This window comes from Geodermatophilus sp. URMC 61, assembly GCF_052931555.1.
The window spans coordinates 4,854,426-4,868,483 of the sequence record NZ_JBRFHZ010000002.1; the positions used below are offsets into that span (position 1 = coordinate 4,854,426).

Consider the following 14,058-nt stretch of genomic DNA (forward strand, 5'->3'; position numbering starts at 1 on the left):
GTCCGCATTCCCGTCGGCGGGCGCGGCGGGCCGCTCAGCTGCGGGTGAAGTGCGGCGGCAGGACGACGTCCTCGCGGGTCAGGTCGTGCACGGAGGCCTTGCCCAGCCCCAGCAGCGCCTCGTCGATGCCCTGGCGGATGATCGCCAGGACGTTCTGGACGCCGCGCTCGCCGTTCGCGGCCATGCCCCACAGGTAGGCGCGGCCGATCATCACCGCCCTGGCGCCCAGGGCCATCGCCTTGACGACGTCGGCGCCGCGGCGCACCCCGCCGTCCATGAGCACCTCGACCTGGTCGCCGACCGCGTCGACCACCCCGGGCAGGGACCGGATCGCGCCGGGCGTGCTGTCGAGGTTGTTGCCGCCGTGGGTGGAGACGGAGATGGCGGTGACGCCGGCGTCGACGGCGCGGCGCGCGTCGTCGGGGCGGGTGATCCCCTTGAGCATGAACGGCCCGCCCCAGTGCTCGCGCAGCCAGGCGACGTCCGCCCAGGTGGGCAGCGGGGTGCCCATCCACTGGCCGTAGGCGCCGAAGAAGTTCGGCGGCTCCTCGCCGTCGAGCGCCAGGTTCGGGACGCTGAGCTCGGGGATGGCGCCCGAGCGCAGGTAGGTGGCCAGCCAGCGCGGCTTGCGCAGCACCTCGGGAGCGAACGTGACCGCGTTCCTGAGGTCGATCTTCTCGGGGATGGGCGGGCTGCCCCAGTCGCGCCGGGAGGCGAACGACCAGTCCAGCGTCATGATCAGGCCCTTGGCGCCGGCGGCGCGGGCCCGCTCGGCGCGGGCGAGGATCGTCTCGCGGTCGCCGACCCAGTACATCTGGAAGAACAGCTTCTGCTGGGCCGCGCCGACCTCCTCCACCGGCTTGCTGGCGAAGGAGGACAGGCCCATCGCGACGTCCTCGGCCGCGGCCGCGCGGGCCACCGCCACCTCGCCGTCGGGGTGCACCGCCTGCACGCCGGTGGGGGAGACCAGCACCGGCATCGAGACCTCCTGGCCCATCACCGTGGTGGCCAGCTCCCGCTTGGCGTGCAGGTCGGCGACGTGCGGGCGCCAGGTGATCTCGTCGAAGGCGGCGACGTTGTCGTGCGACGTCAGCCCCTTCTCGGTGCCGGCGACCAGCGCCAGGTAGACCGACCGCGGCAGCCGCTTGCGCGCGCGGTGCTGGGCCTCCTCCACCGTCTCGAACCAGTCCCTGGTGCTCGCCATGAGAGCCCCTCCCGCGATCGCCCGGCCGTCAGCGCCGCCTCCCGGGCGGGTGACGCACGCCACTGGCGCGCCATCGTGCCAGGCGTGGCACTGAGTGTCACGGCCCCCGCAGGCCCCGTCCCGGAAGGCATAGGAGGCAATGCACACGTCTCGAGGGGTGCCGACGTGTGCATTGCCTCCTATGCCTCAGCTCCGAACGGGGGCCTCCCTCAGGGGTACGTGCGGGGGCTGTACACGGCGCCGCTGGCGCTGACCCGGGTCTGCGACGAGCCGACGATCACGCAGCAGCGCATGTCGACGGTCTCCGGGTCGAGCTCGCCGAGGGTGGTGACCCGGATGCTCTCCTCGGGCCCGCCGACGTCCCGGCCGACGACGACCACCGTGTCGGGCTTGCGGACCTCCAGCAGCACCTGCTGGGCCTCGGCGAGCCGGTGCGGCCGGGCCCTGGACCGCGGGTTGTAGAGCGCGAGCACCAGGTCGGCAGCCGAGGCGTGCCGCAGCCGCTCGACGACGACGTCCCACGGCTTGCGGACGTCGGAGAGGCTGACCACGCAGAAGTCGTGCCCGAGTGGCGCGCCGACCCGGGCCGCGACGGCCTGCGCGGCGGTCAGGCCGGGCAGCACCCGCACCGGGACGTCGGCGTACTCCGGCCGCTCGGCGACCTCGAGCACCGCGGCGGCCATCGCGAAGACGCCGGGGTCGCCGCTGGAGACGACCGCGACCCGCCGTCCGGACCGGGCCAGGTCGAGGGCGTGCGCGGCCCGCTCGGCCTCGACCCGGTTGTCGCTGGGGTGCCGGGTCTGCCGCGGGTTGGCGGGCACCCGGTCCAGGTAGGGGCCGTAGCCGACCAGGTCGTCGGCGGCGGCCAGCGCGTCGGCGGCCTCGGGCGTCGTCCAGCAGCGGGCACCCGGGCCGAGGCCGACGACGACGACCTCGCCGTCGTGGGCTGCGCCGTCCTCGGACCGCCCGGGTGCGGGGGTCGGGTCGGTCAGCGGGCTGGGCAGCAGGGCGAGGGAGAAGTAGGGGACGGTCGCCGGGTCGACGTCGGCCAGCGGCATCGTGCGCTGCCGGTCGGTGCTGGCCCGCTCGACGTAGAGCGCCCGGTCGAGCACCCCGGCGGCGTCGAGCGCCTCGCGCACGGTGCCGAACGTGCGGCCCAGTTTCAGCACGGCAGCGGCGTCCGTGGTGGCCAGCCACTCGGCCAGTTCCTCGGCGGGCAGCGTGCCGGGGAGCACGGTGAGCACCTCGTCGCGCTCGACCAGCGGCCGGCCGACCGCCGCGGCGGCGCCGCTGACGCTGGTCACACCGGGCACCACCTCGGTCGGGTACCGGTGGGCCAGCCGCTTGTGCATGTGCATGTAGGAGCCGTAGAAGAACGGGTCGCCCTCGGCGAGGACGACGACGTCGCGGCCGGCGTCCAGGTGCGCGGCCAGCCGGGCCGCGGCCGCCTCGTAGAACTCGTCGATCGCGCCCTGGTAGCCGCCGGGGTGGTCGGTCGTCTCGGTGGTCACCGGGTACACCAGCAGCTCCTCGACCTGTCCCTCGCGCAGGTAGGGCGCGGCCACCGCGCGGGCGACCGAGCGGCCGTGCCGGGCGGCGTGGAAGGCGACGACGTCGGCGGCGGCGATGAGCCGGGCGGCCTTGACGGTGACCAGCTCGGGGTCACCGGGGCCGAGGCCGACCCCGTACAGGCGGCCGGTGCTCGGGCCGCTCACGCCCTGCCCCCCGCTCCCGCAGGACGCTCCGCTCCTCGCTCCGACGTCCAGGCCGCCTCCGCGGTCGGTCCGCTCCTCGCGCGTTCCCCGCTGGGGTGCTCCCTCGCTGTCGGCGGCCGCCTCGCTGCGGTGCTCACGTCCCGGTCCGCTCACTCGACGTCGCTCGCGATCGCGTTGACCGCGGCGGCCGTAATCGCGCTGCCGCCGCGCCGGCCCCGGACGACGAGGTGCTCGAGGTCGGAGGCGGCCAGGGCCTCCTTGGACTCCACGGCACCGATGAAGCCGACCGGGATGCCGAGGACGGCGGCGGGACGGGGAGCCCCGGCGGCGACCATCTCCAGCAGGTGGAAAAGCGCGGTCGGCGCGTTGCCGATGGCGACGACGGCGCCGTCCAGTCGGTCGCGCCACAGCTCCAGCGCGGCGGCGGTGCGGGTGGTGCCCAGCTGCGCGGCGAGGCCGGGTGTGCGCGGGTCGTTGAGCGTGCAGACGACGTCGTTGTCCTTCGGCAGCCGGCGGCGGGTGATGCCCGAGGCGACCATCTCCGCGTCGCAGAGCACCGGGGCGCCGGCGTCCAGCGCCTCGCGGGCCCGGGTGACGACGTCGGGGGAGAAGGCGAGGTCCTCGACCAGGTCGACCTGGCCGCAGGCGTGGACCATCCGCACCGCGACGCGGGCGACGTCCTCGGGCAGGCCGGCCAGGTCGGTCTCGGCGCGGATCGTGGCGAACGAGCGCCGGTAGATCTCCGCGCCGTCCTTCTCGTACTCGTACATCAGCTCCACCCGACTCGGTATCCGGTCCCGGTCGCCACCACGTCGACGACCTCGCCGCGCGGACGGCCGCAGCGGCGCTCGCACCCGGCCCAGTGCTGGCGGGCGCCGCCCGCCGGCAGGGCGCCGTCCACCACGGCCCGGGCGGCGTCGGCGCGGACGTCGGCCAGCGACTTCGCGCACCCCGGCCGTCCCGCGCAGGCGGTGACCCTGGTCCAGGCGCTGTCCGCGTCGAAGACCATGCCGGTCCGGTGCAGGGCGGCGGCCGCGTCGTCGACGGCGTCCTCGGCCAGGTCGGGGACGACGACGCTGCGCCACGGCGTCAGCTGCACCTCGTCGGTGGTGCCCGCCAGCAGCTCGACCTGGTCCGCGGTGAGCCGTCCCAGCGGGACGACCGCGACGAGAGCCACCGACCCGTCCCGTTGCGTCGCTGGACCGACCGGCCCCAGCGTCGGCGCCCGGGGGACGTCCACGGTCACGCCCGGGCGCCCGCTCAGACGGGCCCTGGTGCGGCTCACGCCGTCGTCGAGCTCCGCGAGCCGCCACGCCGTGCCGCCCTGCGTCGTGCGCTCGTCGAGGAAGGCCCGCGTGGCGGCGAGGGCGAGCGCGACCGCGTCGTCCGGGTGGGCGCGCAGTCCGGAGTCGGTGCCGGCCAGGGTCAGGGCCACCTCGGCAGGCGAGAGGGCCAGCAGGCCGACGTCCCCGCCGAGGCCGGCGACGTCGCCGCGGCCGTCGTCGAGCGTGGCGAGGTACCGGCCGGGCAGCGCGGCGAGCGCGGGGTCGGCGCAGATCCCGGCGTCGAGCGCCCGCACCCACGGCCGGACGTCGACGTGCCCGCCGGCCCGGCCGGTCAGCGCGCTGGCCAGCACGTTGCGCACCCGCTCGTGCGTGGCGCTCGGCAGCAGGTCCGCGGCGGCGAGCCGGTCCCCGAGCCCGGCCTCGGCACCGTCGGCCAGGCCGCGCAACTGCACGTTGCCCCGGCTGGTGAGCTCCAGCGCCCCGTCGCCCAGGTCACGCGCGGCGGCCGCCAGCGCCCGCAACTGGCCGCCGGTCAGCAGGCCGCCGGGCACCCGCACCCGCGCCAGCGCGCCGTCGGCGGCGGCGTGGGTCTGCAGCGCTCCGGGACACGCGTCGGCCCGGAGGCGGGCGGGGGTGGGTGTCCGGGCGGTCATGGCGGTGGCGAGGGTACGTCCCGCCCGTCCCGCCCGGTGACCGGCGGCGGCCCGGGTCAGCCGAGCGGGCGCGCCTCGTCGAAGGACATCCACACCCGACGGCGGTCGGCCCGGCTGTGCACCTGGGCCATGGCCGCCACCCGGCGGCGCTGGTCCTCGGTGCCGGCGTGCAGGGAGACGGCCCGCTCGGCCTCGCGCATCGCCTGCTCCGCGGCGAACTCGGCCGGGGTCGACGGCAGGTCGTCGTCGTCCTCCTCCGCCACCGCGTGCGGGTGGGCGTACGGGCTGTCCTCCGGCAGGTGGCCGCTGATCCGGCCGTAGGCGCCCAGCGTCAGCAGGAGCAGGCCGACGACGACGGAGAAGACGACGTTCTCGAACTCGAACGCGAGGATGTTGAACGAGGTGCGCAGCACCGCCAGGTTCACCAGGGCGGAGAGCAGGAACAGCGTGCCGGCGACGATCATGATGGTCGAGGTGACCCGCGGGCTGCGGGCCGCGGCGACCAGCAGCACGACCGCCATGACCACCGAGATGGTCGACAGCAGGCCGTTGGAGGACAGGCCGAGGATGCGCTCGCCCTCGGTGGAGAAGAAGTCCAGGCCCCCGGCGAAACCGAGCAGGCCGAAGACCAGGAGGATCAGCGCCACCAGGACGGCGCCGGTGCGTTGTACGGCGTACACGCGGGCGCCGGGTCCTGGGCGCTCGTCGGTGGTGTCGGCTGTGCGGTGCCGGAGATGCGGTCGCAGTGCCATGAGGACTCCCGAGTTTGTGGGGCGGTGACCATTCTTCCCCCTGCACACCTCATTGGATGCACTACAACTTCGCGCCTTTGGGCCGTGCGCGGGAAGCGGCGGAGGGGTCGGCGGGTTGTCCCGGCATGACCCAGCGCGACCTGCACTCGGAGTTCCTGCGCGCGGACCTCTTCCTCGCGATGGGGCAGCCGATCGAGGCGGCGCGCCTGCTCGAGCCGCTCGTCGAGGCCGAGCCGGCCAACGAGGCCGCCCTCGAACTGCTGGCCCGCGCCTACTTCGGCTCCGCCCAGCTGGCGCGGGCGGAGGGTGCGTTGAGCCAGTTGGTGGAGATGGCCCCGGCCAACGGCTGGGCGCGCCGCGCGCTGGCCCGCACGCTGGAGCGGCAGAGCCGGGCCGCCGAGGCGGTGGCGCACCACCGGGTGGCCGACGCCCTCGGCGCCGCCTGAGCGGTCCCGGACGAGGAGGGATCGCCTCCCGACCCGCTGCCGGGCGCCCAGGGCGCGTCCGACGGACCGCCCGCCTCGGCATGGGCCCGTCGGACGCGCCCTACCGCTCGGCGGCCAGCCGCTCGACGAACCGGACGGACGCGTCGGGGTCGAGCGCCATCTCGGTGAGCAGCTCGAACGCGCGTCCGTAGCGGTGCACCTCCGCCTCGCCGTCGACGAACGCGATCCGCGTCTTGTTCTCCAGGTAGACGACGTCCGGCGTCCCGGTGGCGCGCGACTCGAGGACGGAGAACGAGCCCGCGGTCACCGGCGGCAGCCCGGCGCTGAACGGCAACACCTGCAGCGTGACGTTCGGCCGTCCGGCCACCTCGGCCAGCCACTCCAGCTGCCCGCGCAGCACCGCCGCGCCGCCGGGCGTCCCGGGCGCGCCCGCGGTGCGGCGGAGCACCGACTCGTCGAGCACCGCCCACAGCTGCATCGGCTCGACCGCGTCGAGGACCCCCTGCCGCCGCCGGCAGACCTGCACCCGGCGCTCGACCTCGGGCGGGGGCGGCCGTTCCCAGGTGGACAGGACCACCTGGCGCACGTAGTCGGGGGTCTGCAGCAGTGCGTGCGGCACCAGCGCGCCGAAGCAGCGCAGCGCCCGCGACCCCGCCTCCAGCCGGATGAGGTTGGCGTAGCCGGCGGACAGGGTGTCGGCGTAGGCATCCCACCAGCCGCGCGGCCGGGCCGACGGGGCCAGCCGGCGCAGCAGGTCGGCCTGCTGGTCGGGCACCCGGTACAGCTCGAGCAGCCGGTCGAGGTCGTCGGCGGCGATGCCGATCCGCGCGGTCTCGATCCGCGACACCTTCGACGGTGACCACCCCAGACGGGCCGCGACGTCCTTGGCGTGCAGCTGCTCGCCGGTGCGCAGCTGCCGCAGCTCGCGCGCCAGCCGACGCTCCCGCACCGACGGCGTGTCGACCACGACACGACGGTAGCCACCCGTGCAATCGTGCAAGCACGCTCGCGGACGCCGGGCGGGACGTGCCAGCGTCGGCGTGCGGCCGCAGCCCCTCTCGATCCTCGACGCGAAGGACGACGGACATGACCGGAACGCACGTCCCCCTCCTCGGCTCGGACCTGTACGAGGTCGCCTACCTGGTCGGCGGACCGCGCCGGGCTGTCGAGGCCGCGGTCGTGGCCCTCGTCGTGGACGGTCGGCTGCGGGCCGACCCCGCCACCGGGGAGCTGCGCACCGTCGACCCGCGTCGTCGGCACCCGGTCGAGGCCGCGGTGCTCGACGCCACGGGACCCCGCTCCCGCCGATCGATCGAGGGCGTGGCCTGGCGGGTGCGCACCGACGTCCGGCTGGCCGCCCTCGCCGACGGCCTGCGGCAGGCCGGCCTGGTCTCCCGGCGCGGCGGGGTGGACGCCACCGCCGAGCGGACCTGGACGGCGGTCGGGCTGACCCGCGCGGGACGGCGGGAGCTGCGCCGGCTGCGGTCCGACCCGGCGGTCGTCGGGACCTCCGAGGCCCTCGCCGTGGCGCTCGTCGGCCCCGGGGCGTGGGCGGACGCCGAGCGCCGGGCAGCCGTCTTCGCGCCACCGCGGCCGTACCTGCCGACGACGACGGGCCCGAGCGTGCGCGAGGTCCGCCGGACCCACCACCCCGTGTACACCGACGGCGGCTCCGCCGCTGCCTGGGCTGGCGGCTTCGGCGGCGACTGCGGGGCCGGTGGAGGGGACGGCGGCGGGGGCTGCTGACCCGGCTCAGCCGACCGACTCCGCCGCGGCCCGCATCGCCTCCTGCGCGATGGGCGGCGGGGCGAGGAAGTCGAAGGCGCGGAACAGGACCGCGTGCCGGACCCCCATCTCCCGCCCCTGCAGTGCCGTGATCCCGGTGATCATGCCCCGCGGGGGCGGGTGCCCGGGGATGCCGGCGAGGTACTGCCCGTGCGCCTCCAGCGAGGCGATGCCCCGCTCCAGCGCCTCACCGGTCACGTCGACGCCGTGGGTCGGGCGCGGGTCGCCGCCGACCAGCAGCCAGCGCACCGTCCAGGGCTCCAGCCCCTCGTCGAGCAGCTCGGGGAAGACCCAGCGGTTCCCGGCGTCGCGCAGCGCGTCCACCGCGGCGAGGCCGGCGACCCGGTGGTCGGCCTGGTTGAGCCCGGCGACGAACTCGACCTCCCACGAACCGACGAGCAGCGCGTCGGGGCGGTGCTCGCGGATCACCCGCGCGATGTCCCGGCGCAGTCCCAGGCCGTACTCCAGGACGCCGTCGGGGTGGTCGAGGAACCGGATCCCGCTCACCCCGACCACCTCGCCGGCGGCCAGCTGCTCCGCCGTCCGCAGCCGGGCGGTCTCCTCGGGGCGGACCGCGTCCATGCCGGCCTCGCCGCGGGTGAGCAGCAGGTACGCGACGTCGATGCCCCGAGCGGTCCAGGCGGCGACGGCCGAGGCGATGCCGTACTCGACGTCGTCGGGGTGGGCGACGACGCAGAGCACCCGGGAGAAGGCGCCGTCGGGGAACGGCGGCACCAGGGGAGGGGGCATGGCGGGACGCTAGGGCCGCGGTCCCGACCGGCCGGGACCCTCCGGCGTGGGTCCCCGGGTCCCCGGGGCGTCGCCACCGGTCGGAGGCGGGCGGGTCCTCGCCGCGAGGACCCGGCTCGTCCCGGTAGCGTGCCGTCGGTGTTCACGCTGCTGTCCACCAGCGACACCGACCTGCTCTCCGCCCGCTCCAGTGGAGCCGACTGGCGGCTGGGCAACCCCGCCCGGCTGGACGACGCGGGCATCGCCGCGCTCACCGACAGCGCGGACCTCGTCGTCGTCCGCCTCCTCGGCGTGCGGCGGCAGTACGAGGAGCTGCTCGCGCCGCTGCTGGCCGGGCCCGCGCCGGTCGTCGTCCTCGGCGGGGAGGCGCTGCCGGACGCCGAGCTGATGGAGCTGTCGACGGTCCCGATGGGGGTCGCGACCGAGGCGCACGCCTACCTGGCGCAGGGCGGCCCGGACAACCTGGTGCAGCTGCACCGCTTCCTGTCCGACACCGTGCTGCTCACCGGCGAGGGCTTCGAGCCGCCGGTGGTGGCGCCCGACTGGGGCGTGCTGCAGCGCGCCTCGCGCGACGGCACCGGCCCGACCGTCGCCGTCCTCTACTACCGGGCGCACCACCTGGCCGGGAACACCGCTTTCGTCGAGGCGCTGTGCGGCGCGATCGTGGACGCCGGCGGCTCCGCGCTGCCGGTCTTCACCTCCTCCCTGCGCAGCGTCTCCGACGAGCTGCTGGAGACGCTGCGGCAGGCCGACGCCCTCGTGGTGACCGTGCTCGCCGCCGGCGGCTCGCGGCCGGCCACCGCGCAGGCGGGCGGGGACGACGGCGCGTGGGACGTCGGCCAGCTCGCCTCGCTCGACGTGCCGGTGGTCCAGGGGCTGTGCCTGACCCGCTCGCGCGAGGAGTGGCTGGCCGACGACGACGGGCTCTCCCCGCTCGACGTCGGCAACCAGGTCGCGATCCCCGAGTTCGACGGCCGGCTGATCAGCGTGCCCTTCTCCTTCAAGGAGACCGACGACGACGGGCTGACCAGCTACGTCGCCGACCCCGAGCGGGCCGCCCGCGTGGCCGGCACCGCCGTCGCGCACGCCCGGCTGCGGCACACCCCGCCCGCGGAGCGCCGCGTCGTGGTGATGCTGAGCGCCTACCCGACCAAGCACGCCCGCATCGGCAACGCGGTCGGCCTGGACACCCCGGCGTCCGTCGTCCGGCTGCTGGCCGCGATGCACGGCGCCGGGTACGACGTCGGGCCCTTCGCCGGGCCCGACGCGCTGCCCGGCGTGGCCGACCTCGACGGCGACGCGCTGGTCCACGCGCTCATCGCCGCGGGTGGCCAGGACGCCGACTGGCTCACCGAGGAACAGCTGTCGGGCAACCCGGTGCGCATCCCGGCGGCGCAGTACCGCGCCTTCTTCGAGACCCTCCCGGCCGACCTGCGCGCGGCGGTGGTCGAGCACTGGGGGCAGCCGCCGGGCTCGCTGTTCGTCGATGCCTCCGGACCCGCCGGCCCCGACATCGTCTTCGCCGCGCTGCGGGCGGGCAACGTCGTGGTGATGGTCCAGCCGCCACGCGGTTTCGGGCAGAACCCCATCGCGATCTACCACGACCCGGACCTGCCGCCGTCCCACCACTACCTGGCCGCCTACTGGTGGCTGCGGTCGGTGTTCGGCGCGCACGCGCTCGTGCACGTCGGCAAGCACGGCAACCTGGAGTGGCTGCCGGGCAAGACGGTGGGCCTGTCGGCCTCGTGCGCACCCGACGCCGCCCTCGGCGACCTGCCGCTGGTCTACCCGTTCCTGGTCAACGACCCGGGGGAGGGCTCGCAGGCCAAGCGGCGTGCGCACGCCACGCTGGTCGACCACATGGTGCCGCCGATGGCCCGCGCCGACTCCTACGGCGACATCGCCCGGCTCGAGCAGCTGCTCGACGAGCACGCCAACGTCGCCGCGATGGACCCGGCCAAGCTGCCCGCCGTCCGGGCGCAGATCTGGACGCTGATCCAAGCGGCGAAGCTCGACTCCGACCTGGGGCTGAACGAGCGGCCCGAGGACGACCACTTCGACGAGATGATCCTGCACGTCGACGGCTGGCTCTGCGAGATCAAGGACTCGCAGATCCGCGACGGGTTGCACGTGCTGGGCACCCCGCCGTCCGGCCAGGACCGCGTCGACCTCGTGCTGGCCGTTCTGCGCGCCCGGCAGGTCTGGGGCGGCACGGTGGCGCTGCCCGGGCTGCGCGAGGCGCTCGGCCTGGCCGACGGGGCGTCACGGACCGAGACCGACGCGGTGGAGGCCTCCGCTGCCGCCCTGGTGGGCGCCATGGAGGCCCGCGGCTGGGTCGCCGAGGCCGTGCCCCCGGTGGTGGCCGAGGTCCTGGGGCGTCCCGACGAGCGCGTCGAGGCGGTGCTGCGCTTCGCCGTCGACGAGGTGGTGCCCCGGCTGGAGCGCACCACCGACGAGATGGACGCGACGCTGCACGCCCTCGAGGGCGGCTACGTGCCGGCCGGGCCGTCGGGCTCGCCGCTGCGCGGGCTGGTCAACGTGCTGCCGACCGGCCGCAACTTCTACTCGGTCGACCCGCGGGCGATCCCGTCACGGCTGGCCTGGGAGACCGGGCAGGCGATGGCGGACTCGCTCGTCGAGCGCTACCTCGCCGACACCGGGGAGTACCCGGCGTCGGTGGGGCTGTCGGTGTGGGGCACGTCGGCCATGCGCACCTCGGGGGACGACGTCGGCGAGGTCCTGGCGCTGCTCGGCGTCCGCCCGGTGTGGGACGACGCCTCGCGGCGGGTGACCGGCCTGGAACCGATCCCGCTCGACGAGCTCGGCCGCCCGCGGATCGACGTCACCGTGCGGATCTCCGGCTTCTTCCGGGACGCCTTCCCGCACGTGGTGACCATGCTGGACGACGCGGTGACCCTGGTGGCGGGGCTCGACGAGCCGGCCGAGCAGAACTTCGTGCGCGCCCACGTCGACGCCGACGTCTCCGGCCACGGCGACCGCCGGCGGGCCACCACCCGCGTGTTCGGCTCCAAGCCCGGCGCCTACGGGGCCGGGCTGCTGCCGCTGATCGACTCCCGCAACTGGCGGGGGGACGCCGACCTGGCCGAGGTCTACGCCGTCTGGGGCGGCTACGCCTACGGCCGCGGGCTGGACGGCGTGCAGGCCCGGCCGGACATGGAGGCGGCCTACCGCCGGATCGCGGTGGCGGCGAAGAACGTCGACACCCGCGAGCACGACATCGCCGACTCCGACGACTACTTCCAGTACCACGGCGGGATGGTGGCGACGGTCCGCGCGCTGACCGGGCGGGCGCCGGCCGCCTACATCGGCGACTCGACCCGGCCCGAGGCGGTGCGCACCCGGTCGCTGACCGAGGAGACCACCCGGGTCTTCCGCGCCCGCGTGGTCAACCCGAAGTGGCTGGAGGCCATGCGCCGGCACGGCTACAAGGGCGCCTTCGAGCTGGCCGCGACCGTCGACTACCTGTTCGGCTACGACGCCACGACCGGCGTCGTCGCCGACTGGATGTACGAGAAGCTGGCGCAGACCTACGTGCTCGACCCGGAGAACCGCGCCTTCCTCGAACGGTCGAACCCGTGGGCGCTGCACGGCATCGCCGAGCGGCTCCTGGAGGCCGTCGACCGGCAGATGTGGGCGGAGCCGGACCCGGCGCTGCTGGCCGAGCTGCAGCAGGCCTACCTCGACACCGAGGGCGACCTGGAAGGCGGGGAGACCCCGGCGCCGACCCGGTCCTGAGGCGCGTGCATCGCCGTCGCGACGTGGGGTACGTCACTGCCATGAGCATCCTCGGACGACTGATGGGCACGGCAGAGAACACTGCACGCAACGCCGCCCGCGGGGGTCGCACCACCGCACGGGGGACGGCGGGTGTGACGGGCGGCCGCCGCACGGGCCGCGGGATGGGCGGCCTGGGTACGGCCGGCCGGGGGACCGGCACCGGCCGCGGCTATGGCCGGGCGACCACCGGGCGGGCGGGCCGGGGCCGGGCGACCCCCGCGTCCTCCGGCCTCGGCGGACTCCTCGGCGGCCTGCTGCGCCGCCGCTAATCGAAGGACCACCTTTCCCCCCACGCCTCGCACGCTCGGCGCGGGCCCCTGAAAGGCGGCCGTTCCATCACGTCACCGCGGCCGCGGTCACCAGCAGGGTGACCGCGGCCGCCGTCTCGCCCATCGCCCCCATCACGTCGCCGGTGACGCCGCCCAAGCGGGCGCGCGCCCGGCGCAGGAGGAGTTCGGCCGCGAGCAGGCCGGCCGCGGCACCGACCACCAGGGCCTCGTCGGCGACGCTCAGCAGCGCCGCGGTGAAGAGCACCCAGCCGGCCAGCCAGTGGGCCGACACCGTGCCGGCGACGGACTGCCCGAGCGCTGAGCCCGCGGCCATCGGGACGCCGGCCAGCCCGGTGCGGGCCATCGCCAGCCGGGCGACCAGCGGTGCGGCCACGAGCGCGGTCCAGCCCCGGTCGGTCTCGAGCAGGGTCGTCGCGGCGGCGACCTGCAGCAGCACGGTGAGCAGCACCGTGACCACGCCGAACGGGCCGACGTCCCCCTGCCGCATCACCTCGAGCGCCCGCTCGCGACCGCGCAACGGACCGAGCCCGTCGGCGGTGTCGGCCAGGCCGTCGAGGTGCAGGCCGCGGGTCAGCGCCGCGAGCACCGCCACGGCCAGCACCGCCCCGGTCAACGGGGAGACCAGGCGCGCGCCGGCGACGCCGACCCCCGCCGCGAGGGCACCGAGCACGAGGCCGACCAGGGGCGCCCACGGCAGCACGCCGCGGGTGGAGGCCGCCGCCCGCGCCGGCACCCGCAGGACGGTGAGCAGCGCGGCGGACTCCAGCGGACCGGTCCACCTCACGGGGTGGTCCCACCGGCCCGCGCGACCGCTCGCCCACCCTCGCTCACGCATCGGCTCACCGGAGTCGCTGCGGCAGCCCGGCGACCACGAACCACACCTCGTCGGCGGTGCCGGCCAACCGCTGGTTGACCGAGCCGAGGGTGTCGCGGAACAGCCGCCCGGCGCGGGTCTCGGGCACCACGCCCAGCCCCACCTCGTCCGACACCGCCACCACGTGCGCCGGCGTCATCGTCCAGGCCTCGACCAGCGCGTCGCAGCGGCGGGCCAGGCGGTCCGACGCGCCGGGCTCGTCGGTCCAGACGCCGGTCTGGTCCATCAGCGCGGCCACCCAGGTGGTGATGCTGTCGACCAGCACGGTCCCGCGGCGCAGCAGGTCGCTGGGCGCGGTCGTCTCCAGCGTCGTCCAGCCCGAGGGACGGCGGGCCCGGTGCGCGGCAACCCGCTCGGCCCACTCGTTGTCCCCCGGGACCGCAGGAGAGGTCGCCAGGTAGGTGACGTCGCGGGCGTCGGCCACCAGCGACTCCGCGTGCGCGGACTTGCCCGATCGCGACCCGCCGAGCACGAGGACCCTGCTCATCGCTCGCCCGTCGTCCTC

At 75.9% G+C, this 14,058-nt stretch carries 12 protein-coding genes; 3 read left to right on the forward strand and 9 right to left on the reverse strand.

The features are described 5' to 3' along the window. Nucleotides 1–34: 34 nt before the first annotated feature. The 5 genes from mftD to ACU610_RS22715 all read right to left on the reverse strand — a co-directional run bounded on the left by mftD (nucleotide 35) and on the right by ACU610_RS22715 (nucleotide 5,610). Nucleotides 35–1,204: a pre-mycofactocin synthase MftD gene (mftD, locus tag ACU610_RS22695; protein WP_446769951.1), complete on the reverse strand. Its 1,170-nt coding sequence runs from the start codon at nucleotides 1,202–1,204 to the stop codon at nucleotides 35–37. 209 nt (nucleotides 1,205–1,413) lie between these two features. After that, nucleotides 1,414–2,919, reverse strand: a complete 1,506-nt coding sequence (locus tag ACU610_RS22700; RefSeq protein WP_446769952.1) for a precorrin-2 C(20)-methyltransferase — start codon at nucleotides 2,917–2,919, stop codon at nucleotides 1,414–1,416. Nucleotides 2,920–3,068: 149 nt separating this feature from the next. Beyond that, nucleotides 3,069–3,689, reverse strand: coding sequence for a precorrin-8X methylmutase (locus ACU610_RS22705; RefSeq protein ID WP_446769953.1), 621 nt, complete (start codon nucleotides 3,687–3,689; stop codon nucleotides 3,069–3,071). Then, nucleotides 3,689–4,858, reverse strand: a complete 1,170-nt coding sequence (cobG, locus tag ACU610_RS22710; RefSeq protein WP_446769954.1) for a precorrin-3B synthase — start codon at nucleotides 4,856–4,858, stop codon at nucleotides 3,689–3,691. The genes ACU610_RS22705 and cobG overlap by 1 nt, the downstream gene beginning before the upstream one ends. Nucleotides 4,859–4,914: 56 nt before the next feature. Next, nucleotides 4,915–5,610 (reverse strand): DUF4383 domain-containing protein, encoded by a 696-nt coding sequence (locus ACU610_RS22715; protein ID WP_446769955.1) that lies wholly within the window; start codon nucleotides 5,608–5,610, stop codon nucleotides 4,915–4,917. A 125-nt stretch (nucleotides 5,611–5,735) separates the two neighbouring features. On the opposite strand from ACU610_RS22715, the gene ACU610_RS22720 reads away from it, so the two are divergent. After that, nucleotides 5,736–6,056, forward strand: coding sequence for a tetratricopeptide repeat protein (locus ACU610_RS22720; RefSeq protein ID WP_446769956.1), 321 nt, complete (start codon nucleotides 5,736–5,738; stop codon nucleotides 6,054–6,056). Nucleotides 6,057–6,156: 100 nt separating this feature from the next. Here ACU610_RS22720 and ACU610_RS22725 read toward each other — a convergent pair whose 3' ends face one another. Further along, nucleotides 6,157–7,023 (reverse strand): helix-turn-helix domain-containing protein, encoded by an 867-nt coding sequence (locus ACU610_RS22725; protein WP_446769957.1) that lies wholly within the window; start codon nucleotides 7,021–7,023, stop codon nucleotides 6,157–6,159. Between the two features lie 59 nt (nucleotides 7,024–7,082). Between ACU610_RS22725 and ACU610_RS22730 the strand changes: the two genes are divergently transcribed. Continuing rightward, a complete protein-coding gene (locus ACU610_RS22730) occupies nucleotides 7,083–7,802 on the forward strand; it encodes a TIGR04222 domain-containing membrane protein (RefSeq protein ID WP_446769958.1) in 720 nt (239 codons plus the stop codon). Nucleotides 7,803–7,808: 6 nt separating this feature from the next. On the opposite strand, the gene ACU610_RS22735 is transcribed toward ACU610_RS22730, so the two are convergent. Next, nucleotides 7,809–8,591 (reverse strand): PIG-L deacetylase family protein, encoded by a 783-nt coding sequence (locus tag ACU610_RS22735; RefSeq protein ID WP_446769959.1) that lies wholly within the window; start codon nucleotides 8,589–8,591, stop codon nucleotides 7,809–7,811. Between the two features lie 138 nt (nucleotides 8,592–8,729). Between ACU610_RS22735 and cobN the strand changes: the two genes are divergently transcribed. Beyond that, nucleotides 8,730–12,347 (forward strand): cobaltochelatase subunit CobN, encoded by a 3,618-nt coding sequence (gene cobN / locus ACU610_RS22740; RefSeq protein ID WP_446769960.1) that lies wholly within the window; start codon nucleotides 8,730–8,732, stop codon nucleotides 12,345–12,347. A gap of 378 nt (nucleotides 12,348–12,725) precedes the next feature. Here cobN and ACU610_RS22745 read toward each other — a convergent pair whose 3' ends face one another. Together ACU610_RS22745 and cobU are read right to left on the reverse strand one after the other, a co-directional pair. Further along, nucleotides 12,726–13,463 carry an adenosylcobinamide-GDP ribazoletransferase gene (locus ACU610_RS22745; RefSeq protein WP_446769961.1) on the reverse strand — a complete coding sequence of 246 codons (738 nt, stop codon included), beginning with the start codon at nucleotides 13,461–13,463 and terminating at the stop codon, nucleotides 12,726–12,728. A 55-nt stretch (nucleotides 13,464–13,518) separates the two neighbouring features. After that, nucleotides 13,519–14,040: a bifunctional adenosylcobinamide kinase/adenosylcobinamide-phosphate guanylyltransferase gene (gene cobU, locus ACU610_RS22750; RefSeq protein WP_446769962.1), complete on the reverse strand. Its 522-nt coding sequence runs from the start codon at nucleotides 14,038–14,040 to the stop codon at nucleotides 13,519–13,521. Nucleotides 14,041–14,058: the final 18 nt, after the last annotated feature.